This is a genomic window from Corallococcus sp. Z5C101001 (genome assembly GCF_007352635.1).
GTDB classification, from domain to species: domain Bacteria; phylum Myxococcota; class Myxococcia; order Myxococcales; family Myxococcaceae; genus Corallococcus; species Corallococcus silvisoli.
The window spans coordinates 1-20072 of the sequence record NZ_VKLU01000025.1 but is presented as its reverse complement, the minus strand read 5'-3'; the positions used below and the strand labels follow the sequence as shown (position 1 = coordinate 20072).

General features: G+C 70.3%; 21 protein-coding genes. 7 read left to right on the top strand and 14 right to left on the bottom strand.

The window, feature by feature from the left end; all coding sequences use genetic code 11:
• Positions 1 to 49: 49 nt before the first annotated feature.
• Genes selD through FOF48_RS35175 form a run of 6 tightly spaced genes read right to left on the bottom strand, consistent with a single transcriptional unit; the run spans position 50 to position 4855 of the window.
• The gene (selD, locus tag FOF48_RS35200) at positions 50 to 1108 is read right to left on the bottom strand and encodes a selenide, water dikinase SelD (protein WP_143909239.1); all 1059 of its coding nucleotides are present in this window, start codon (positions 1106 to 1108) and stop codon (positions 50 to 52) included.
• A 13-nt stretch (positions 1109 to 1121) separates the two neighbouring features.
• On the bottom strand, positions 1122 to 2066 hold the full coding sequence (locus tag FOF48_RS35195; RefSeq protein WP_143909237.1) for an FHA domain-containing protein: 945 nt from the start codon (positions 2064 to 2066) through the stop codon (positions 1122 to 1124).
• A gap of 37 nt (positions 2067 to 2103) precedes the next feature.
• Complete coding sequence (locus tag FOF48_RS35190) at positions 2104 to 2826, bottom strand: lipopolysaccharide assembly protein LapB (RefSeq protein WP_143909235.1); 723 nt, start codon at positions 2824 to 2826, stop codon at positions 2104 to 2106.
• A 38-nt stretch (positions 2827 to 2864) separates the two neighbouring features.
• A complete protein-coding gene (locus FOF48_RS35185) occupies positions 2865 to 3569 on the bottom strand; it encodes a hypothetical protein (RefSeq protein ID WP_143909233.1) in 705 nt (234 codons plus the stop codon).
• The gene (locus FOF48_RS35180; protein WP_143909231.1) at positions 3566 to 4336 is read right to left on the bottom strand and encodes an outer membrane protein assembly factor BamD; all 771 of its coding nucleotides are present in this window, start codon (positions 4334 to 4336) and stop codon (positions 3566 to 3568) included. Before FOF48_RS35180 ends, FOF48_RS35185 begins: the two co-directional genes overlap by 4 nt.
• 12 nt (positions 4337 to 4348) lie before the next feature.
• Positions 4349 to 4855, bottom strand: coding sequence for a regulatory protein RecX (locus tag FOF48_RS35175; RefSeq protein WP_143909229.1), 507 nt, complete (start codon positions 4853 to 4855; stop codon positions 4349 to 4351).
• A gap of 35 nt (positions 4856 to 4890) precedes the next feature.
• On the opposite strand from FOF48_RS35175, the gene FOF48_RS35170 reads away from it, so the two are divergent.
• Positions 4891 to 5628, top strand: a complete 738-nt coding sequence (locus tag FOF48_RS35170; RefSeq protein WP_143909227.1) for a hypothetical protein — start codon at positions 4891 to 4893, stop codon at positions 5626 to 5628.
• 139 nt (positions 5629 to 5767) lie between these two features.
• On the opposite strand, the gene FOF48_RS35165 is transcribed toward FOF48_RS35170, so the two are convergent.
• The 4 genes from FOF48_RS35165 to FOF48_RS35150 form a co-directional block, all read right to left on the bottom strand.
• Positions 5768 to 7186, bottom strand: a complete 1419-nt coding sequence (locus tag FOF48_RS35165) for a type IV pilus twitching motility protein PilT (protein ID WP_143909225.1) — start codon at positions 7184 to 7186, stop codon at positions 5768 to 5770.
• Between the two features lie 143 nt (positions 7187 to 7329).
• Entirely contained in the window at positions 7330 to 7731 is a 402-nt protein-coding gene (gene rpsI, locus FOF48_RS35160) for a 30S ribosomal protein S9 (RefSeq protein WP_120526842.1), read from the bottom strand.
• Between the two features lie 9 nt (positions 7732 to 7740).
• Positions 7741 to 8187: a 50S ribosomal protein L13 gene (rplM, locus tag FOF48_RS35155; RefSeq protein ID WP_143909223.1), complete on the bottom strand. Its 447-nt coding sequence runs from the start codon at positions 8185 to 8187 to the stop codon at positions 7741 to 7743.
• Between the two features lie 194 nt (positions 8188 to 8381).
• Positions 8382 to 10448 (bottom strand): ATP-dependent helicase, encoded by a 2067-nt coding sequence (locus tag FOF48_RS35150; protein WP_143909221.1) that lies wholly within the window; start codon positions 10446 to 10448, stop codon positions 8382 to 8384.
• A 34-nt stretch (positions 10449 to 10482) separates the two neighbouring features.
• Here FOF48_RS35150 and FOF48_RS35145 point away from each other — a divergent pair, with 34 nt between their 5' ends.
• Positions 10483 to 11043 (top strand): hypothetical protein, encoded by a 561-nt coding sequence (locus FOF48_RS35145; RefSeq protein WP_255443026.1) that lies wholly within the window; start codon positions 10483 to 10485, stop codon positions 11041 to 11043.
• 28 nt (positions 11044 to 11071) lie between these two features.
• Positions 11072 to 11569 carry a caib/baif family protein gene (locus tag FOF48_RS35140; protein WP_143909219.1) on the top strand — a complete coding sequence of 166 codons (498 nt, stop codon included), beginning with the start codon at positions 11072 to 11074 and terminating at the stop codon, positions 11567 to 11569.
• A 24-nt stretch (positions 11570 to 11593) separates the two neighbouring features.
• Here FOF48_RS35140 and FOF48_RS35135 read toward each other — a convergent pair whose 3' ends face one another.
• Together FOF48_RS35135 and FOF48_RS35130 are read right to left on the bottom strand one after the other, a co-directional pair.
• Complete coding sequence (locus FOF48_RS35135; RefSeq protein ID WP_143909217.1) at positions 11594 to 12772, bottom strand: class I SAM-dependent rRNA methyltransferase; 1179 nt, start codon at positions 12770 to 12772, stop codon at positions 11594 to 11596.
• A gap of 8 nt (positions 12773 to 12780) precedes the next feature.
• A complete protein-coding gene (locus FOF48_RS35130) occupies positions 12781 to 14037 on the bottom strand; it encodes a metallopeptidase family protein (RefSeq protein WP_143909215.1) in 1257 nt (418 codons plus the stop codon).
• A gap of 104 nt (positions 14038 to 14141) precedes the next feature.
• Between FOF48_RS35130 and FOF48_RS35125 the strand changes: the two genes are divergently transcribed.
• The gene (locus tag FOF48_RS35125) at positions 14142 to 14723 is read left to right on the top strand and encodes a nucleoside triphosphate pyrophosphatase (protein ID WP_143909213.1); all 582 of its coding nucleotides are present in this window, start codon (positions 14142 to 14144) and stop codon (positions 14721 to 14723) included.
• Positions 14724 to 14740: 17 nt separating this feature from the next.
• Here FOF48_RS35125 and FOF48_RS35120 read toward each other — a convergent pair whose 3' ends face one another.
• The gene (locus FOF48_RS35120; RefSeq protein WP_143909211.1) at positions 14741 to 15703 is read right to left on the bottom strand and encodes a hypothetical protein; all 963 of its coding nucleotides are present in this window, start codon (positions 15701 to 15703) and stop codon (positions 14741 to 14743) included.
• Between the two features lie 367 nt (positions 15704 to 16070).
• Between FOF48_RS35120 and FOF48_RS35115 the strand changes: the two genes are divergently transcribed.
• Positions 16071 to 16319 carry a hypothetical protein gene (locus tag FOF48_RS35115; protein ID WP_143909209.1) on the top strand — a complete coding sequence of 83 codons (249 nt, stop codon included), beginning with the start codon at positions 16071 to 16073 and terminating at the stop codon, positions 16317 to 16319.
• A gap of 349 nt (positions 16320 to 16668) precedes the next feature.
• Here FOF48_RS35115 and FOF48_RS35110 read toward each other — a convergent pair whose 3' ends face one another.
• Complete coding sequence (locus FOF48_RS35110; RefSeq protein ID WP_143909207.1) at positions 16669 to 18156, bottom strand: PD40 domain-containing protein; 1488 nt, start codon at positions 18154 to 18156, stop codon at positions 16669 to 16671.
• A 122-nt stretch (positions 18157 to 18278) separates the two neighbouring features.
• On the opposite strand from FOF48_RS35110, the gene FOF48_RS35105 reads away from it, so the two are divergent.
• Together FOF48_RS35105 and FOF48_RS35100 are read left to right on the top strand one after the other, a co-directional pair.
• Positions 18279 to 19076, top strand: coding sequence for a TatD family hydrolase (locus FOF48_RS35105; protein WP_143909205.1), 798 nt, complete (start codon positions 18279 to 18281; stop codon positions 19074 to 19076).
• 29 nt (positions 19077 to 19105) lie between these two features.
• Entirely contained in the window at positions 19106 to 19999 is an 894-nt protein-coding gene (locus FOF48_RS35100; RefSeq protein ID WP_143909203.1) for a ThiF family adenylyltransferase, read from the top strand.
• Positions 20000 to 20072: the final 73 nt, after the last annotated feature.

Sequence of the window (20072 nt, the reverse complement as noted above, 5' to 3'; positions counted from 1 at the left end):
CGCCCCGGATGTTAGCGGAGCCCCGGGCCGGAGGCGAAATCCGGCCCGCTCAGCCCACCACGTCGATGCCGGGACGGCCCGCCTGGACCTCGCCGATGAGGGCCGCGTCCACGCCCGCCTTCTCCAACGCCTGGAGGGCCTTCAGCGCATGGCGCGCGGGCACGCTGGCCAGCAGGCCGCCATTGGTCTGCGCGTCCGCGAGCAACCACTGGATGTGCTCCGGCAGCCCGTCCGGGAAGCGCACGTGCTTCTTCACGTGGGCGAGGTTCGTCTTCGTCCCGCCCGGGATCACGCCGGCCTCCGCCAGCGCCGGCACCTCCGCGATGAGCGGGATGCGCTCCAGGTCCACCGCCGCGCGCGTCTTCGCGCCGGTCATCATCTCCAGCAGGTGCCCCAGGAGCCCGAAGCCCGTCACGTCCGTGAGCGCGTTCACCTTGAAGGCGCCCGAGGCGAACACCTCACCCGCGGCCTTGTTGAGCGTGGCCATCTGCGCCGTCACGCGCTGGGTCAGCGCCTTGGACGCGAGCCCCCGCTTGATGGCGGTGGTGGCGATGCCCGTGCCCACCGGCTTGGTGAGCAGCAGCACGTCCCCCGGCTTCGCGCCCGCGTTGGTGAGCACCTTCTTCGGGTGCACCACGCCGGTGACGGCCATGCCGAACTTGGGCTCCGGGTCGCGGATGCTGTGGCCGCCCAGGATGGGGATGCCCGCCTCGTCCGCCTTGGACTGGCCGCCCGCGAGGATCTTCTGGAGCGTCTTGAGCGGCAGCTCGTCCGGGAAGCACACCAGGTTGAGCGCGAACAGCGGACGCGCGCCCATGGCCCAGATGTCCGACAGCGCGTTGGCCGCGGCGATGGCGCCGAACTGGAACGGGTCGTCCACGAGCGGCGGGAAGAAGTCCACCGTCTCCACGACGGCCATGCCCGGCGCCACTTGGTAGACGGCGGCGTCGTCGCTGGTGTTGAAGCCCACCAGTGCCTCGCGGGGGGCGGCCTTCTTGAGGCCGCCCAGGACCTTCGCCAGGTCCCCCGCCTTGAGCTTCGCCGCGCAGCCCGCGCAGTGGCTCATCTCGGTGAGGCGCTTCGGCTTCACCGACTTGTCACCCGCCATGGTGTTCCCCGCCCTACTCCGCGCGCACGTAGTCGCGCTTCATGAGCTGCACCACCGATTCGGCGGTGAGCACGTCGTCGCCGTCCGAGTGGTCCAGCACTCCGCCCAGCGAGCCATGGTTGTGCACCAGTTGCAGCACGTCCATCAGCTCCGGCGTCAGCTCCTTGAGCGGCACCGTCAACGGCTGCGCGATCCGCAGCGCCGTGGCCATGGGAGGAAGCTGCGGCTGCAGGCGCTTGAACTCGTCCAGCTGCCGGAGCGCGTCCATCAGGAGCGCTTCGGTGGACGAGTCCAGCTCCACCATGAACTCCTGGCTGTCCGCGGCGCGCAGCTCGAAGTCACCCTCTTCCCAGGTGACGATGCGGTTGAAGCTCTTCTGCGGGCCCAGGTTGTGGTTGTCGTCGATGACCGCGTAGTACACGCGTCCCTGGCGCAGGTAGATCTTCCCCTCGTGGGCGTTGTTCACCACGAGCACGCCGTTCTTCTTCGACGTGTGGAAGAGCTGGAGCAGGTCCGGGAGGGGGATCTCCTCGATCTTCCCCGTCATGGAGCTGGCCTTGGTGGTGCGCGCGGCCTGGGCGGCGGCGGCCTCCTCCAGCTTCTGCTTCACCACGCTCTCGTCCACGGCGGCGCTCTCCGCGCCCTGGTGCACGAGCTTGAGGATGGAGGTCCCGATGAGGATGCGGTCTCCCTCCTTCAGCTTGGCCTGCTTGACCTTCTCGCCGTTGACGAAGGTGCCGTTGGTGGAGCCCAGGTCCTCGATGGTGATGGCCCCGTCGGAGTACATGATCTTCGCGTGCTTGCGCGAGACCATGTCCTCCACGAGGACCATGTCCAACTCGCTCGACCGTCCGACGACGATCTGCTTGTTGGCCTTCAGCGGGAACTCACCGCCCTGGTACTTCCCGGAGATGAACTTGAGGGCAAAGGACTTCGCCGTACCGCCAGGAGTGCTCACGGTGCCGCGACCTCGATGATGGAAGTTGCCATGGTGCTCAACCCGTCACTTCCGCCTTACCCGGGTCCTTCACCAGGTTGAGGTACATCTGCGCGCTCTTGTTGCCGGGACTGCGCACGAGCACGTCTTCCCAGACCTTCACCGCCTCGTCACGGCGACCCGCCGAGTAGAGGGCGATTCCATAATTGATCCGCCCGGGAATGTACGACGGATTCTGCGCGATGACCTGTTCGTACTCCGCCAGGGCCGCCGCGTTGTCCCCGGCATCCCGCAGGGCGTTGCCCAGCTTGAGGCGGATGTCCACGAACTCGGGGAAGTGCGCCAGCGCGCGGCGGTACTCGTCGATGGCCTTCTGCCACACGCCGCTGGAGGCGAACACGTCGCCGATGTCGGCGTACATGTTGGCCACCTTCTTCATGACGTAGGGGTCGAGCTCGCCGGGGGCGCCCTTCTGGCGGGACAAGGCGGCCTGGTAGACCTCCTTCGCCTCCGCGTACTTCCCCATGTCGTTGTAGATGACCGCCAGGTTGAGCGCGGCCTCGGTGTACGCGGGGTTGAGCCGCAGCGCGGACTCGAAGGCCCGCTGCGCCCGGGCGAACTGGCCCTGGTCGTGGTAGATGATGCCAAGCATGTTGTAGACGTCGGCGAAGGTCGGGTTCTGCTCGACCACCTTCGTCAGGAACTGCTCGGCCTGGGCGTACTGCTTCTTCTCGAAGGAGCCTCGCCCGAGGGTCAGTAGCTGCTTGAGGGCTTCGTCCATGACTCGGCCCCGCGCGGGCCCCTGCCTCCTCGGGTAGCCTACATGAGCCCGGGCGAAAACAAGAATTGATCGCCCTCGCGCACGAGCAAAAGCGGACGCTCTCCTCGGGTGTCCACCGGCCGCGCCGGAAGGTCTCCTTCCACCCGGTAGTGCTCCGTCACCACTGCCTCGTCCCGCTCCAGCCGCGCGTACCACGCCTGCGCCGTCACGCGCCGCCGGCTCAAGGGGGCCACCTCCTCCCACGTCCGCCCCGCCCCGCCGTCCGAACCCGGTCCCGCCAGCCGTGACAGCGCCTCCGGCCGGCCCGCCGCCAGGGCCTGCCGGCGCGCCTCCAGCGCGGCCACCACCGCCACCAGCCGGGGCGCCACCGAGGGCGAGGCCTTCCACCGTCCGGACTCGCGGGTGAACGGCACGACCTCCACACCGGCGGTGCTGACGGTGGTGACACCCAGGGTGCCTTCGAAGTCCAGGGTGGCGAAGGCCTCCGCGCGCTGTCCCGCCGGATCCACCGACACCGCGATGCGGGCGTACTGGAGCTTCCGGGAGACGAGCGGCAGCGCGGAGCCGGGCACGGCGAGCGACACCCCGTCGTGCTCGGCCTCCTTGAGGGCGGTGATGATCTCCGCCTCGGGCCCGGCCGCGGCGCCCAGCAGGCGCGGCCCCAGGAAGAGGAGGACCCCAGCGGCCGCGAGCACGGCGATGCCGATGCCCCCCAGCCGCCCCCAGTCCTCCAGCCGTCTCACGAGCCCAGCATCTTCTGGGCGCGCTGGGCGGCGGGCGTGCCCGGCAGGCGCTTGAGGACCTCGCGCAGCGTGTTCTGCGCGCGCTCCGTGTCGTTGAGCTTCACGTACGCCTGATGGAGGTCGAAGAGGGCCTCCTCCTCCAGCGACGTGCCCGGGTAGTCCTTGAGCAGCCCCTCCAGGCGCTGGGCCACGGCCTTCCAACGCTCGCGCTTGGCGTAGAAGGAGGCGACGTACAGCTCGTGGCGCGCGAGGCGCTGGCGGGCGTCGTCCGCGTGCACCTTGGCGTCCTTCACGTACTGCGAATCCGGGTACTGGCGCAGGAAGAGGTTCATGGCCCGGAGCGCGTCGTACATGGGCTTCTGCTCCTTCTCGTACGAAGGCGGCAGGGCGAAGAACTCCGAGGGGAACTCCTGCACGTAGGACAGGGCCAGCCGGTAGGCGGCGTAGTCCACCTTGGGGTGCGTGGGGTGCAGCTTGATGAAGGAGTCGAACTTCTCGCGCGCCTCCGCGTACATCTCCCGGGCGAAGTCGAGGTCGCCGAGCTTCAGCTCCGCCTCGCGGGCCGCCTCCAGGTACGGGAACTTGGTGCGGACGTGGTCGAAGTACTTCTCCGCCTTGAGGAAGTCCTTGTCCTCCAGGGCGGCCTCCCCCAGCGCCAGATTCTCCGCGGCCTGGTTGGCGTAGTTCGGCTCACCCGCGGGCCCCTGGGTGAGGGAGGCACAAGCGGACAGCAACAGGACGGACAGGACGAGGACGGCGGAGCGCATCACGCCCCCAAACTATTCGTCCTGCCCGGAGGGGTCCAGCGAAGGTTCTCCCACCAGTTGGGTCACGATGTCCGGCGCGAAACCCCGGCTGAGGAGGAGCCGCCCTGCCCGTGCCTGTTCCTTCGCGTCCAGCGGGCGGCCAGCCAGGCGCCGGCGCTCCAGCACCTGACGGGCGGCGGCCAGCGCGTCGAAGCCCACCGCGTCCTTCGCCTCGGCCAGCGCCCGACGGGCTTGCGTGCCCTCCAGCCCGTGCGCCTGCAGCCGCTGCAGCACGGCGCGCGGCCCCAGCTTGCCCTTGCCCAAAAGGGCCGTGGCGCGGTCGCGGGCGAACTTCGCGTCGTCCAGGTAGCCCCACTCGGAGAGCCGCGCGAGGACCGCGTCCCGGACGGCCGCGGGGTAGCCCTTGCGCTCCAGGGCGAGCGTCAGCTCATGCCGGCTGCGGCCCCGCGCCTTGAGCAGGCGAAGGCAGGCGTCGGTGGCGCGCTGGACAGCCTCCGGTCCTTCGGGCTCGTCAACCATCGCGGAGTCCCTACCATGTGGTAACAGGCCCCGCCATGCACCCCATCCTCGCCCGCTTCCTCACCGCCGATGCCGCCAGGGAGACGCTCCGCAAGGAGAAGGCGGGTGAACCGCTGACTCCCGAGGAGCAGCACTTCGTGGCCGCCGCGGACGCCCATCCCAAGCAGCGCGCGATGCTGCAGGGCGTGAGTGGTCGCGCGCTGTCCTCGGACGCCCAGGCCGCGCTGGTGCTCCTGGCCGCGCACGCCTCCGCCCGGGCCCTGTCGGAAGACCCGAGCCTGGCGCCCGCCCTCCAGAAGGCGCGCGAGGCGCTGAAGGAGGAAGGCGCGAGCGACGAGGAGTCGGACGCCTTCATCGCCTCCATCCTCCTGGAGGAGGCCTTCGGGTACGAGCAGGAGGTGGACCACTTCGACGCGGACTACGTGAAGGAGTCCCTGGGCGAGGTGCCCGCCCTGGCCGCGCTGTCCAAGGAGTCCGTGGACGCGCTGTTCCTGGCCTTCGCCAAGGCGGCGCCCAACGACGCGGACCGCAAGGCGCGCGAGCACGTCGCGCGGGCGCTGTTCGACATCGCCTGGTCGGAGGGCCCCACGTCCATCAACCCGGAGCACCTGGAGACGCTGCTCGACAACGAGGTCGTCCAGGAGTCCGACGAGGTGCAGGACGCGCGCGTGCGCGCCACCGTGTCGCTGCTGCAGACGCTGGCGCACCAGGGCCTCGTGGGGCCGCTGCGCCTCACCCGGCTGCGCGCGCAGCTGGGTGACGACGACGCCTGAGCCGCTGCCCGGGCACAAGGCCCGGGGACACGCAGGGCAGGCCGTGAGCCGCCGTCGGACCCTTCTCCTCCTCGGGCGCGTCAGAAGCGCTCGAGTCAGGTCCTGAGCCGCTGTCGGCTCCTCCGCCCCCTCGGGCGCGTCAGAAGCGCTCGATCTGGAAGTCGTCGTCGCCCCCGGCCGCCGGAGCGGGCGCGGGCACCGGGGCGGGCGCGGGCGGACGAGGCGCCTGCGGAGGCAGGGGCCGTCCCTGGACGACACCCGGCGGAGGCCCCGCGGGGCGAGGAGCCGCGACACCGGGCGGAGGCGTCGCAGGCCGGGCGGCCATGGGCGCTCCGGGGCGAGGGGCCTGGGCCACCGGCGCGGGCGGCGCCTGGACGGGAGCCTGGGCCTGGGCGGGCGCCCCCTTCTGCGCGAAGGACGCCGAACCCGGGATGGGCCGCTCCTCGCCGGCCTTGGCGTCGAAGTTGTCCCACTTCGAGTCGGACGTGCCGCTGATGCCGGAGAAGCGCAGCGCGAAGTCGTCCGGGTTGCTGGCCTGACGGTGGGCCTCGTCGTACGTGACCAGCCCGTTGCGAACCAGGCTCATCAGCGACTGGTCGAAGGTCTGCATCCCGTAGGAGTCCGTGCCCTGCGAGATGGCGTCGTGGATCTCCTTCGTGCGGTCCTTGTCTTCAATCAGCTCGCGCACGCGCGCGGTGACGCGCAGCACCTCCACCGCCGCCACGCGGCCCTTGCCGTCCGCGCGCGGCACGAGGCGCTGGCTCACCACGCCGCGCAGCACGCTGGAGAGCTGCAGGCGCACCTGCTTCTGCTGGTGCGGGGGGAAGGCGGACACGATGCGGTTGATGGTCTCCGTCGCGTCCAGCGTGTGCAGCGTGGACATCACCAGGTGGCCCGTCTCCGCGGCGTGGAGCGCCGTTTCAATGGTCTCGTGGTCGCGCATTTCGCCCACCAGGATGACGTCCGGGTCCTGGCGCAGCGCGCTCTTGAGCGCCTGCGAGAAGCTCATCGTGTCCACACCCACTTCGCGCTGGTTCACGATGGAGCGCTTGTCGCGGATGAGGAACTCGATGGGGTCCTCGATGGTCATGATGTGGTTGGTTTCGTTGGAGTTGATGAAGTCGATCATCGCCGCCAACGTCGTGGACTTGCCGGAGCCCGTGGTGCCCGTCACCAGCACCAGCCCGCGCTCCTCGCCGCACACCTTCTCCAGCACCGTGGGCAGGAGCAGGTCCTTCATCGTCATCACCTTGAAGGGGATGACGCGGAGCACCGCGCCCACCGTGCCGCGCTGCTGGAAGACGTTCACGCGGAAGCGACCCAGGCCCGGCACGCCGTAGGCCAGGTCCACCTCGTTGCTGACCTTGAACTTCTCCTTCTGGAACTCGTTCATGATGCCGAACGCCATGCGCGCCACCTCTTCCGGCGGAAGGCGGCGGCCGTCCTTGAGCGGCACCAGCGAACCGTCCACGCGGAACATGGGCGGCAGGCCCGCCTTCAGGTGGATGTCGGAGGCACCGCCACGCAGGGCGATCTGCAGGATTTCGTTGAGTTCCATGGGAGGGCCCGGATGGTAGCAGAACGCCCGCGCCCGCCGCGACGGGGCACGCCCCCTTCACGAGCCCGCAAAGCACGACGGCGGAGGCTTCCCGAAGGAAACCCCCGCCGAAGAGCGGCCGGACCGCTGGCCGACAAGCGCGATTAGCGCTTGGAGAACTGGAACCGACGACGGGCGCCGGGCTGGCCGTACTTCTTGCGCTCGACCGCGCGAGCATCGCGGGTGAGGAAGCCGGCCTTCTTCAGCGCCGGACGGAACTCCGGGTTGAAGGCGCACAGCGCGCGCGCGATGCCGTGACGGATGGCACCGGCCTGGCCAGAGAGACCGCCGCCGCGCACGTTGACCGTGACGTCGAGCTTGCCCTTCTGCTCCAGGATCTCCAGCGGCTGGTTGAGCACCATCTTCGACGTCTCACGGCCGAAGTACTCGTTGATGTCGCGGCCGTTGATGACGACAGCGCCGTTGCCGGGACGCACCCAGACGCGAGCGGTGGCCTCCTTGCGGCGGCCCGTGGCGTAGAAACCGAGTTCAGGATTGATCGCCATGGCTGTTCCTTACGCCTCGACCTTGTACGCCACCGGCTTCTGCGCGGTGTGCGGATGGGTGTCACCAGCATACACCTTGAGCTTCGTCATCATCTGACGGCCCAGGGCGCTGCGGGGCAGCATGCGGCGCACGGCGTTGAGGATGATGTCCTCGGGGTGACGCTGGCGCAGCTTCTGGAGGTTGGTGATCTTCAGGGCGCCCGGGAAACCGGCGTACGGGTGACGGTAGTACTGCTTGTCCGTCTCCTTCGTGCCCGTCACCTTCACCTTCTCGGCGTTGATGACGATGACGTGGTCACCCGTGTCGATGGACGGGGTGTACGTGGGCTTGTGCTTGCCCTTCAGGAGGGTGGCGATCTGACTGGCGGCGCGACCAAGCACCTTGTCGGACACGTCGATGACGTGCCACTGGCGCTTGATGTCCCCAGCTTTGGCGCTGTAGGTCTTCTGCGACATTTCGTGCACTCCAGACTTCGGCGCGGCGCCCAGGTGCATGCCAGAGGCCGCGTGCTCGTGCGAAACCAACCGCGGGTCCTCTGCCAAAACTCCGACAGAAGCCCGGAAAGGCCGACCCTCCTAGTCGGACGCCGCGATCAAGTCAAGGTTGGGCGTACATCGACCGGGAATCCGGACCTTGGTGGCGGCCCGCGTCAGGGCGCCTGGCCCGGAGTGCCAGGACCCGGGCTGCCGGGCGGGGGCTTCTTGAAGCGCTCCTTCAAGTTGGCGAAGAAGTTCTTCTCCTTCTCGTCCGGGGGCCCCTGACGCGGCGCGTCCATGTCCACGTTCTCGAAGGCGTCCGGGGGGAGGTCCTCCAGGAAGCGCGAGGGGGTGCGGGGCACCTCCTTGCCGCGCTTCACGCGCACCGTGGAGCGGGTGAGGTAGAGCAGTTCCTTGGCGCGGGTGATGCCCACGTAGCAGAGCCGGCGCTCCTCCTCGAGGTTCTGCGCCTCGCCCTGCATGCCGCCGTGGGGCATCAGGTCCTCCTCCATGCCCAGGAAGAAGACGAGCCGGTACTCCAGGCCCTTGGAGGCGTGCAGCGACATCAGCGTCACGCGGCGGTTCTGGCCGGGGACGTCCTCCTCCTCCTGGCGCGTGTCCAGGCTGAGGCGGTTCAGGTACGTGAGGAGGCTGGCCTTGGGGCCCTCGCGCTTCTCGAACTTCTCCAGCGACGCGAGCACCTGGTCCACGCCCTTGAGCTTCTTGTCCGCGGCGGTGCCGGAGACGGCCTTGGCGCGGGTGGCCTCGCGGAAGCCGATCTCCTCCAGCAGCTTGTGCGTCGCCTCCGACAGGCGGGGCGTCTGGGTGAAGGCGTCGCGGTAGCGCTCCACCATCTCCACGAACTCCAGCACCTTGCCGCCCGCGCCCGCGGGCAGGTCCTCGTAGGTGTCCGCGCGGCGCATCACCGTCCAGAGCGTCACGCCCTCCGCGCGGGAGTGCGCGTGCAGCCGCTCCATGGTGACGTCGCCAATGCCGCGCGCCGGCACGTTGACGATGCGCATGAGGGAGATTTCGTCCAGCCGGTTCGCCAGGACCTTGAAGTACGCGATGACGTCCTTCACCTCACTGCGGTCGAAGAACTCGCTGCCGCCCACCACTTCGTAGGCGATGTTCTTCTCGCGCAGCGTCTCCTCCACCGGGTGGGCCTGGCCGTTGGTGCGGTAGAGCACCGCGATGTCGTCCGCGGGGATGCCCTGGGAGAGGTGCTTCTGGATTTCGTGCGCGACGAAGCGGGCCTCCTCCTCGTCGTTGGGACACGCCACCACCTTCACCAGCGGGCCGCCCTTGCGGTCGGTCCACATGCGCTTGTCCTTGCGCTCCGGGTTCTTGGCGATGACGGCGTTGGCCGCGTCCAGCACGCGCTGGGAGGAGCGGTAGTTCTGCTCCAGCCGCACCTCCTTGCCGCCCGGGAAGTGCCGGTCGAAGTCCAGGATGTTGCGCACCTCCGCGCCGCGCCACGAATAGATGCACTGGTCGTCGTCCCCCACCGCGCACACGTTGCGCGCCTCGCCCGCGAGCAGCTTGAGCAGGTCCAGCTGCGCGTGGTTGGTGTCCTGGAACTCGTCCACCAGCAGGTAGCGGAAGCGCTGGGTGTACTTGCGGTGCAGGTCCGGGTGCTCGCGCAAGAGGCGCGCGGGCAGCACCAGCAGGTCGTCGAAGTCCACCGAGCCCTGCGCCTTGAGCGCCAGCTGGTAGTCCGCGAACACCATGGCGGTGATGAGGTCGTAGTCGTCCCCCAGCCCCTCCGGCTTCGGCTGGGGCGCCTCGCCGGAGTTCTTCGCCTTGGAGATGAGGGTGAGGACCTTGCGCGCGTCGAAGGCGCGGTCGTCGATGCGCTTCTCGCGCATGGCGCGGCGGATGATGGCCAGCTGGTCGCCCATGTCCGCGATGGCGAACTTCTTCGGCCAGCCCAGCCGGTGGATGTCCTCCCGCAGGACCTCCGCGCCGAACGCGTGGAAGGTGCACACCAGCACGCCCTGGGCGCGCGGCCCGGCCATGTGGATGAGCCGCTCCTTCATCTCCGTGGCGGCCTTGTTGGTGAAGGTGACGGCGAGGATGTTGCGGGCCACGATGTGGCCCGGCCGCTCGTTGAGCAGGTGGACGATGCGGTGGGTGATGACCCGCGTCTTGCCGCTGCCGGCACCCGCCAGCACGAGCAGCGGGCCCTCGGTCGTCAGCACTGCCTCGCGCTGAGGAGGATTGAGCTTCGAAAGGTCCATTGCGCGCGGGCCAGGGATACCCTTTGATTCGTTCGTGCGCGACAAATTCCTACGGCTGGCCACCGCAATGCTCGCGCTCGGCGTGGGCGGCGGATGCCTTGACGGCGAACGCACGACTTCTCCCACCCCGCGCGACGTGGTGACCACCGCCGCGCCGTGCGTGTACTTCAAGGACCTGGCGCCCTTCCTGCCGGACACGCTGGAGGGCTTCACGGTGGGTTCCACCGCGGGCTCCACGGGCAAGTACGGCGACGTGTCGGTGTCGGAGGCGGAGCGCACCTACACCCGGGGCGAGGGCCGCGAGGTGAAGGTGCGCATCGTGGACACCACCATGGGGTTGAAGCTGGGGCAGGCCATCCGCGAGGCGGCGCAGAAGGCGCGGGGGCGCGCGGCCAGCGACCCCACGGCCCCCATCCAGTGGAAGGAGGCGGTGGGCTTCGTGCGCTATGACGCGGACGAGGCCGTCGCGGAGGCGAACCTCCTGGTGGGTGACCGGTTCGTGGTGGCCGTCACCAGCCGCGGCTTCCCCAGCACGGTGGAGGTGCGGCGGGTGGCGCGAGGCATCGACCTGGCCGGGCTGTCCCGGCTGCAGTGATTCCAGAGTCCAAGGAGCGTTTGTGGCGGTGAAGGAGAAGGGGTCCCGGCCCCAGACGACCCAGGAGTTGCTGGAGCAGGAGAAGGCGGCGCGCCTGGGCGTGTCGTCCCTGGGCAAGCGCGAGTTCCTGGAGCAGTTCCAGAAGCTGTCCAAGAGCTACGCGGTGGACCCGGGCAACCCCGGCTCCTACGCGTGCGAGGGCTGCCAGCGCTGCGCCAACTGCATGTTCTGCAAGGACTGCGACAGCTGCCACCAGTGCACGCACTGCACCCGGTGCGAGCTGTGCACCAACTGCTCGCACTGCGTGGAGTGCAAGAACTGCCACGCGTGCGCCTACTGCGTGCAGAGCGAGAACTGCTCCAGCAGCGCGTACGTGGTGCTGAGCAAGAACCTGCAGGACTGCAACTACTGCTTCGGCTGCGTGGGCCTGTCCAAGAAGGACTTCCACATCCTCAACGTGGGCTTCTCCCGCACCGAGTACTTCAAGGTCGTGGGCAGGCTGCGCAAGGACCTGGGCATTCCCTAGCGCGGCCCACCCCCGCGCCCTGGACTACAGGGCGCGCACGTAGAGGGCCTTGAGGTACTCCGTCTCCGCGAGGCCCGCGAGCACCGGGTGGTCCAGCCCGGCGCCGCGCCGCTCGAGGATCTGCACCGGGCGCTTCGCGTCCGCGGCGGCGTCCAGCACCATGGACTCGAAGCCCTCCCGGTCCAGCTTCCCCGAGCACGAGCACGTCACCAGGAGCCCGTCCGGCTTGAGGCAGCGCAGGGCGCGCAGGTTCAGCTCGTGGTAGGCGCGCAGCGCGGTGGCCAGGCCCTCGCGGCGCTTGGCCAGCCCCGGCGGGTCCAGGACGATGGTGTCGAAGCGGCGCCCCTCCTGGTCGAAGCGGCGCAGCACGTCGAACGCGTTGGCGTTCTCCACCTTCACGTGGGCGCGGCCGTTGGCCTCCGCGTTCGCCTGGGCGCGGGCCGCGGCCTTCGCGTCCTGCTCCACCGCGAGCACCGACGTGCAGTGCTTCGCGAGCGCGAGCGCGAAGCCGCCGTGGTAGCTGAAGCAGTCCAGCGCCTCGCCCCGGCCCAGCTCCCCCGCGCGCAGGTGGTTGTCCACCTGGTCCAGGAACGCCCCGGTCTTCATGTCGCCCAGGAGGTCCACTTCGAAGCGCGTGTCGCCCTCATGGTAGGTGAAGCGCGCGGCCCCCTCGCCGTGCAGCAGGCGCACCTCGCGGGGCAGGCTCTCGAAGTCGCGGCCGGAGGCGTCGTCGCGGCACACCACGTGGCTCGCGCCCGTGCGCTCCACCAGCGCGCGCGCGAGCATCTCCTTGCGCGCGTCCATTCCCTCCGACAGGGTCTGCACGGAGAGGCCCTGGCCGTAGCGGTCCACGAAGAAGCCGGGCAGGAGGTCCGCTTCTCCGTGGACGAGCCGCAGGCCGTCCCTGCCGGGGAGCACCGCGCGGCGGGCCAGCGCGGCCTCCACGCGGCGGATGAAGAAGGCGTCATCCACCTTCTCCTCGTTGGGGCCCTTGCGCGTGAGCAGCCGCAGGGCGAGCGGGGAGCGGCGGGCGTAGAGCGCCTGCCCGATGGGGTTCCCCTGGGGGTCCACCACCGCGACCACCGCGCCCGGCGTGTCGGTGGCCGGGGGCTCGGTGAGCTCCGTGCGGTAGACCCAGGGGGTGCCGCGACGCAGCGTCTTGGCGCCCTTCAGACTGACCCGGGCGGTGGGAAGGGAAGGCATGTCGGGGTTCACTCCAGGCCGCGCGCGGCCAGTTCCTCGTCGTCTTCCCCTCGCAGATGCCCGATTTCATGCAGCAGTGTCACGCGAATCTGTTCGCGCAGCTCCTCGGGCGTCCGCACCGCGCGGGCCAGGTTGCGCCGGTAGAGGGCCACCGACCGGCAGGGCGTCTCCGAACCGTCGCACGGCTCCTGGAGGGACGGGCCCCGGAACAGGCCCAGGATGGTGGGGGACAGGGGCGGCTGGTTGGCGAGCAGGTCGTCCTCGGACGGAATCTCCTCCGTGGCCACCGGCACGCCCGCCAGGTCGCGGCGCATGTCCGCCGGCAGGTCCGCCAGCGCCCGCGTCACCTGGGCCTTGAACTCGTCCGCGGACGGCAGGGGCGGCGGGGGGAAGTCCTCCGGCTCCAGCGCGCGGGCCTTCGCGAAGTGCTCCTCGGCCTTCGCCCACTGCCCCTCGCGCTCCAGCAGGAGCCCCAGGTGCTGGTGCGCGTGCGCCGCGCGCTCCTTGTCCTTCAGGAGCGACGCGAAGGCCGTCTTCGCCTCGCGGAAGCGGCACAGCTCGAAGAGGGCCAGGGCCTTCTCGTACTTCGCCTCGTGGTTGTCCGGCTCGCGGGCGAGGACGAGGGTGGCCCGGTCCAGCGCCTGGTCCGCCTGCCCCAGGTCGTTGAAGGCCATGGCGGCCACCAGCGCCAGGGACGGGATGAGCTCCGGAGGCGTGGAGGGCTGGGACAGGCCGCGCTCGGCGTAGAGCGCCCCCAGTTCGTCCCGCTCGCGCGTGGAGGGCAGTTGAACCGCGTACAGGTGCGCGGCGCCCAGGAGCGCGTCCGGGTCCCCCGGGTCGATGGCCAGCGCGCGGGCGAAGGCGAGCTGGGCCTCGGGCTCGCGGTGGAGCGCGGCCAGGGCGGAGCCCCGCTCCGCGTGGGCCGCGGCGAGGTCCGGCTCCAGGGCGGCGGCCTGCGCGGCGCAGGAGAGCGCCTCCTCGTAGTGGCTCTCGTCGTAGTAGCGACGGGCCGCGTCCAGGGGGGGCTCGCCCCGCGCGTCGCACACCGCCAGCGGGTGCACCTCCCCCATCACCGCGTCGTCAGGCGGCGCGACCGAGGACTGGAGGCCCGCGTCCACCAGCGACGGGGCGGGCCTCCCCGCGTCGGCGCTCGCGGCGAGGTCCGGCCCGCCCGCATCCGTCCCCGCGTCGGCGGCCGCCGGAGGGGTTCGCTTGCAGGAGACGAGCAGGAGCAGACAAACAGCGAGCAGACAGCGCCGCGACATGGGCGGGGAGGCTATGGCATCCGCCCCATCCACCGGAAGCGCGGACGTGCCTGCCCGCCTGAAGGGTCCCCCGCCCGCTCCGGCTGCATTACCCTGTCGCTCCCATGCGAACGCTCATCCTGGCATCGACCTCCAGCGCGCGAAGGGCCCTGATGGAGGGCCTGGGCTTGCCCTACCGCACCGAAGCCCCCGGCGTGGACGAGCAGGTCCCCGCCCACCTGTCCGCCGAGGAGGCCGTGCGGATGCTCGCGGTGCGCAAGGCCCGCGCGGTGCAGGAGCGCCACCCGGACGCCTGGGTGCTGGGCGCGGATCAGCTCGTGGAGGTGGGACAGGAGGTGCTGGGCAAGCCCCGGGACCGGGACGCGGCGCGGGCACAACTGAAGCGCCTGCTGGGCCGCACCCACGTCATCCACACCGGGGTGTGCCTGGTGGGGCCCGGCGGCCACCACACGGAGACCGCGGAGGACACGCGCCTCACGTTCTTCGACGTGCCCCCGGAGGAGCTGGAGCGCTACCTGGACACCGGCGAGTGGGAGGGCTGCGCGGGCAGCTACCGCGTGGAGGGCCGGGGTCAAGCGCTGCTCGCGAAGCTGGAGGGGGACCGCACCAACGTGCAGGGACTGCCCATGCTGTCGGTGGTGCGGCTCTTGCGGCAGGCGGGCTTCGACTTCTTCGCCCGCCCCTGACGCGCCGGAGCGAGGGCTCACCCCGCGCTGGACAGCTCCGCGAGGATCTCCTGGTACGCGGCGCGGGCCTTGTCGGCTTGATCCGCCTTGAAGCTCACCGCGGACACCACCGGGTGCCCGCCTCCGCCGTAGCGGCCGGCGATGGCGGCCAGGTCGTGCTTGCGCGTCTCCGGCTTCCACGGGTTGGAGCCCAGCGACACCTTGGCGCGGGAAGCGCCCTTCCCCACCCACAGCGTGTAGCGCGCGTCCGGGTAGAGCGCGTAGGCGATGAACTTGTTGAGGCTGTCCACGCCCTCGTCCACGAGGTCGAAGTGGACGACGCCGTTCTCGTACCGGGCCTTCTCGCGCACGAGGTCGATGTTGCGCTGGTGCCGGAAGAGCAGCGGCTCCAGCGGGGCGGCGATGAGCGGCGAGGCGGCGATGTCCGCGAGCGACTCCGACTGCATGCGCCGGATGACCTCCGGGATGAGCGTGTCGTCCTTGGTGGCCTCCAGCACCGTCATGATGCGCAGCGCGGGCTCCTCCAGCGCCACGGCCATCTGCGGGCTGGGGAACTGCGCGCCGTCGATGATTTCCGCCCAGTGCAGCAGGTCCTTCAGCGAGGACGCGTCCCAGCCGAAGCGCTCGCGCGCCACGTCCGCCAGGTACAGCGTGCAGCTCTTGCGGTGCGCGTCGTGGAACTTCCGGCCGCTGGCGTCGCGCTGGAAGTGGGCCTCGTCGCCGGGCTGCTGGAAGGCGGAGGCGTGGTGGTCGAACCACCAGGTGAGCCGCGCGTCCTGGCTGTAGCGGAAGTCGACGATGACGTTCTCGTCCCCGGTGAACACCGCCGGGTCGATCCCCTCCGCCCCCGGCTTGTGGGACAGGCCCCGGTAGCTGAACGTCGCGTCCCCGCGCACCCGCTCCCGGTAGAAGCGGGTGAAGACCGCGGCGCTGGCGGCGCCGTCGAAACAATTGTCGTGGAAGAGGACCTGGACTCGCATGGCGGTCCGCCCTCTACCCCGTTTCCCCGCCGGCCCCAACACGACCGCGGTCGCCTGGCCGCAGGACCGTGGCCACAGGGTGACACCTGACCCAGCCTTGGGTGTCCCAGGGCTCCTCCCGAGGTGCGAGCCATTGAACGATGCGTGGAAATCACTGCACTCGCTGAACGGAAAACTCGACAGAACGAGGAATGACCCTGAAGGGCTGAAAGAAAGTGGGCGCCTTCACCCCTCGGCAACCCACCATCTGGCAGGGAAACCCTTGGATTCAGGGACCTGACAGGGAGGCTGAGCCCTGGCACCTCGCCTGCATGGTGTCAGACCCACGGTGTACTCACCCGCGCAGCATGAAGTGGCGGGAGGAACCATGGCGAAGCAGACCGCAGGCAAGACGAAGGGTGGCACGGTGCGGCGGCAGGGTCGGCGGGTGATGCCGGCGCTGCGCCGCACGGCGAAGCGCGCGCGCGTGGCGGCCCAGAAGGCCCAGCTCACCGTGGGCGAGGTCATCGCGGCGGCGTTCGACACGGCGGGCGGTGAGATGAGCGGTGCGCTGGAGCTCGTCACCTCTCCGCAGATGGCCCGCGCGCTGGGCCGCCGCATCGTCGTCGTGGGCTGAGAGCAGCCGTCCCCTTTCGCGCGCCCCAGACCGTGCTCCGGAAACGGAGCGCGCGGGCGCCAGAGGTCGCGACACGGCTGTCAGCCTTCCTCCACCTGTCGCCGCGTTTCACGGGAGCGCGGTGGAGCCCCCCTCCCCTCCTCTTCTCTTCGTCCTGGAACCCGGACCCACGGGTGCGCTGGATGGATGCGCCCAGCGGGTTCATCCGGACCCCTTGGTGCCCGCGTTCGTCACTTCGCACAGGTGGGCTCCACGCTTCGCACCCGAAAAAACGACGGCCCGCATTCCCCAGCGAAACGGGGAACACGGGCCGGGAAGCCCCGGTGGCCGGGGCTCTGTGGGGCGACGATTAGCGGGGCTGCCAGCGCGGGCGGTGGTCGTCGCCCTCGTTGGTCAGCACGGTGTACGTGTCCTTCGGGTGGGTGATGAGCGCGCCGTTCGGCTGACCGGTGGTCGTGTCGATGGGCTGCACGTTGAGCTGGCCGCTCAGGATGAAGGCCACGAGCTGGCCGTCCGGAGAGAATGACGGCAGCGTGGCGTTCTCCTTGAGGGACACCGGATCCCCTTCCGGCGCGCCGGTGGCGGTGTTGACGTGCTGGAGGAAGATGACGTTGCCAGGGCGGTTGGCGCACAGGGTCGCGGCGGCGTTGCCACAGAGCACGGCCGCCGTGCCGACCAGTTGGTAGTAGGCGCGCACATACGCCACCCAGCTGCCGTCCGGCGCCCAGTTCGGGTTCGCGATGTACGAATCGATGGTGCCGCCCGCCACGGCCTCGGAGGTGCTGTCAGCCAGCAGCGTCGGGGTGCCGCCGCCCGTCACGGGCAGCGAGTACAGCCGGAGCACCGGGGTGGACTCCGTCCCGAAGAGCACCGTGCGGTTGTCCGGATTGGCCAGGAACAACAGCTGCGAGGTGACGCGGTTGAAGTGCGGCTGCTCCGCCGACGTGGGCGTGCCCGCCAGCGGAGTCGGCGCGCCGCCATTGAGGGAGACGAGGATGCCCGTGCCCGAGACGTTGTACGCGAGGTCCGTGCCGTTGGGGCCGAAGTCCGGGAACGTGCCGTTGACGGTGATCTGCGTCGGCGCGCCACCCGTGGGCGCGATGGTGGAGATGCCCGACGCCCCGCGCACCCAGGCAATCAGGTTGCCGGGATCCCACTCCATGTAGCGGATGCGCGCGTTGCCTGCGGCCGTGCCGGTCGTCAGCACCGTGGGCGCCACGGCCGCGAGCGGCAACGCCGCCACCGCGAGCTCGCCCGTGGGGGCGGTGACGTTCCCCTGGACGAAGGCGACCTGGGCGCCTCCCGGGCCAAAGCGCGGGTACGCGCTGGCGACGCCCTCGGCGCTGAGCGACATCGGCCCCGGCACGTCGAACGCCGTCACCAGCGCCCGGGTGCCCCCGTCGACGCCCGTCACGGCGATGAGGAGCGACTGACAGGTGGCGGCCTCGCAGCGCAGGCCCGCCATGCAGTCCGCGGACGCGGTGCACGCGCCGCCCTTGCCCACGGTCATGCCCGCGTCCACCGTGCCCGCGTCGACGCCCGCGTCCACCTCCGTGCCCGCGTCCTCCTCCGTCCCCGCGTCCTCCGTGCCGGCATCGACCTCCGTGCCCGCATCCACCTCCGTCCCCGCGTCCTCCTCCGTCCCCGCGTCCACCTCGGGGGAGAGGTTGATCGTGACCAGCTCGCACTTGTTATCCGCGTTGCAGATGAACTCCTGGCCTTCGGGCGGAGTCCCCTTGTCACGGCAGTCGAATCGATCGACACACTCGTCGCTACACCCCGTGACCAGAATCGCCAGCGCCCCGAACAGCACACCCCACACCACTCGCTTGGTCATTCCCATGCCTCCCATGTCAGGGGGCGGGTCATAGCTTTCCATCCATGTGAGCAGAGATGCCCTGAAGGGCAGATGATCCGAGCCTGTCGCTGATTGAACGGCTCTGTGAAGAAGGGTGCTCAATGATAGACACGCACTGCCATCTGGACGCCTCCCGCTTCGACCCGGACCGCGACAGCGTTGTCACACGGGCCTGGGCCGCGGGCCTGCAAGGCATCCTCATTCCCGCAGTAGGACCTGACACGTGGGAGCCGCTGTTGGAGCTGCCGCGCCGGGACGCGCGCATCCAGGTGGGGCTGGGCATCCACCCCCAGTTCCTGCCGGACCTCCCCGCCGAGGACGACGGCGCGAACCTGGAGCGGCTGGACGCGCTCCTCGCGAAGGGCGGCGCGGTGGCGGTGGGCGAGTGCGGCCTGGATGGCCCTTCCGTCACCGGCGCCCCGCTGGAGCGGCAGGTGGCGGTGCTGCGCGGGCACCTGGCCCTGGCGCGCAAGCACGGGCTGCCGGTGCTGATGCACTGCCACCGGCTCCACCCCGCGCTCATCGACCTGCTGAAGACGGAGGCGTGGCCGGAGGCGGGCATCCTCATGCACAGCTACAGCGGCGGCGCGGAGCTGGCGCGCTTCTACGTCCAGCGGGGCTGCCACTTCTCCTTCGCGGGCCCCGTCACCTGGGCGGAGGCGCGCAAGCCGCTGGACGCCCTGCGCGTGATTCCGCCGGAGCGGCTGGTGGCGGAGACGGACTCGCCGGACCAGGCGCCCACGCCCTTCCGGGGGCAGCGCTCCGAGCCGGGCTACCTGCCCCACATCCTCGCGGGGATGGCCCAGGCCCTGGGGGAGCCCTTGGACGCGCTCGCCCAGCGGACAACCGAGAACGCCCGTCGCCTGTTCCGGGAAGCTTTCCCCACCCCTTCGCGGTAGGCGAGCGTCGCGTGATAGAGGAGCCCTTCATGAACCCGCAGCCCACCCCCACCCCCACCGCCGAGACCGACGCGCCGCCCGCCTCCCCGGCCGCTTCGGACGCCGTCGCGACGTCGCTCGCGAAGCCCTTCAAGCTGTCGCGCCGCTTCGACCGGACGGCGCGCCTGCTGGGCGACACCGCCATGGAGCGGCTGGCCAACGCGCACGTGGTGGTGTTCGGCCTGGGCGGCGTGGGCAGCTTCACCGCGGAGGGCCTGGTGCGCAGCGGCGTGGGCCGGCTCACGCTGGTGGACCACGACGACGTGTGCGTCACCAACACCAACCGCCAGTTGCACGCGACGGTGAAGTCGGTGGGCAAGTCCAAGGCGGAGCTGATGGCCCAGCGCTGCCAGGACATCAACCCCCAGGCGAAGGTGGAGGCCCTGCGCGAGTTCTACCGCGAGGAGCTGGCGGAGACGCTGCTGCCGCCGGGCCGCTACGACTTCGTGGTGGACGCCATCGACAACGTGAAGGCGAAGCTGCACCTCTTGCACCGGTGCGTGACGCTGGGCCTGCCAGTGGTCAGCTCCATGGGCGCGGCGGGCCGCCTGGACCCCACGGCCATCCGCGTGGAGGACCTGTGCGAGACGCACATGGACCCCTTCGCCAAGGACATCCGCAAGCTGCTCAAGCGCAAGTACGGCGTGGAGACGGAGCGCCACACGGGCATCACCGCCGTGTACTCCATCGAGACGCGGCGCCAGCCGGTGGCGCTGAACTACGACGACGCGTCCGACGGCTTCCTCTGCGTCTGCCCGCAGGACAACGAGTTCCACACCTGCGACCACCGCACGCAGATTGACGGCAGCGTGGCGTTCGTCACCTCCGCGTTCGGGATGAACGCCGCGGGCGTGGTGGTGCGCAGGCTGGCGGCGGCGCGCTAGGCCGTGTCTGATGGATGTGGGAGCGCCGGTTGTTGTCTCCGCAAGGAGGCAAGGCGAGATGATGCGCTACGAG

Bases quoted from the DNA above. Each gene is read 5' to 3' on its own strand.
- selD (WP_143909239.1), bottom strand. From the start codon at position 1,108: ATGGCGGGTGACAAGTCGGTGAAGCCGAAGCGCCTCACCGAGATGAGC.
- FOF48_RS35170 (WP_143909227.1), top strand. From the start codon at position 4,891: ATGCACCCCATCCTCGCCCGCTTCCTCACCGCCGATGCCGCCAGGGAG.
- rpsI (WP_120526842.1), bottom strand. From the start codon at position 7,731: ATGGCGATCAATCCTGAACTCGGTTTCTACGCCACGGGCCGCCGCAAG.
- rplM (WP_143909223.1), bottom strand. From the start codon at position 8,187: ATGTCGCAGAAGACCTACAGCGCCAAAGCTGGGGACATCAAGCGCCAG.
- FOF48_RS35110 (WP_143909207.1), bottom strand. From the start codon at position 18,156: ATGACCAAGCGAGTGGTGTGGGGTGTGCTGTTCGGGGCGCTGGCGATT.
- FOF48_RS35150 (WP_143909221.1), bottom strand. From the start codon at position 10,448: ATGGACCTTTCGAAGCTCAATCCTCCTCAGCGCGAGGCAGTGCTGACG.
- FOF48_RS35100 (WP_143909203.1), top strand. From the start codon at position 19,106: ATGAACCCGCAGCCCACCCCCACCCCCACCGCCGAGACCGACGCGCCG.
- FOF48_RS35120 (WP_143909211.1), bottom strand. From the start codon at position 15,703: ATGCGAGTCCAGGTCCTCTTCCACGACAATTGTTTCGACGGCGCCGCC.
- FOF48_RS35105 (WP_143909205.1), top strand. From the start codon at position 18,279: ATGATAGACACGCACTGCCATCTGGACGCCTCCCGCTTCGACCCGGAC.
- FOF48_RS35135 (WP_143909217.1), bottom strand. From the start codon at position 12,772: ATGCCTTCCCTTCCCACCGCCCGGGTCAGTCTGAAGGGCGCCAAGACG.
- FOF48_RS35180 (WP_143909231.1), bottom strand. From the start codon at position 4,336: ATGCGCTCCGCCGTCCTCGTCCTGTCCGTCCTGTTGCTGTCCGCTTGT.
- FOF48_RS35115 (WP_143909209.1), top strand. From the start codon at position 16,071: ATGGCGAAGCAGACCGCAGGCAAGACGAAGGGTGGCACGGTGCGGCGG.
- FOF48_RS35130 (WP_143909215.1), bottom strand. From the start codon at position 14,037: ATGTCGCGGCGCTGTCTGCTCGCTGTTTGTCTGCTCCTGCTCGTCTCC.
- FOF48_RS35175 (WP_143909229.1), bottom strand. From the start codon at position 4,855: ATGGTTGACGAGCCCGAAGGACCGGAGGCTGTCCAGCGCGCCACCGAC.
- FOF48_RS35165 (WP_143909225.1), bottom strand. From the start codon at position 7,186: ATGGAACTCAACGAAATCCTGCAGATCGCCCTGCGTGGCGGTGCCTCC.
- FOF48_RS35190 (WP_143909235.1), bottom strand. From the start codon at position 2,826: ATGGACGAAGCCCTCAAGCAGCTACTGACCCTCGGGCGAGGCTCCTTC.
- FOF48_RS35125 (WP_143909213.1), top strand. From the start codon at position 14,142: ATGCGAACGCTCATCCTGGCATCGACCTCCAGCGCGCGAAGGGCCCTG.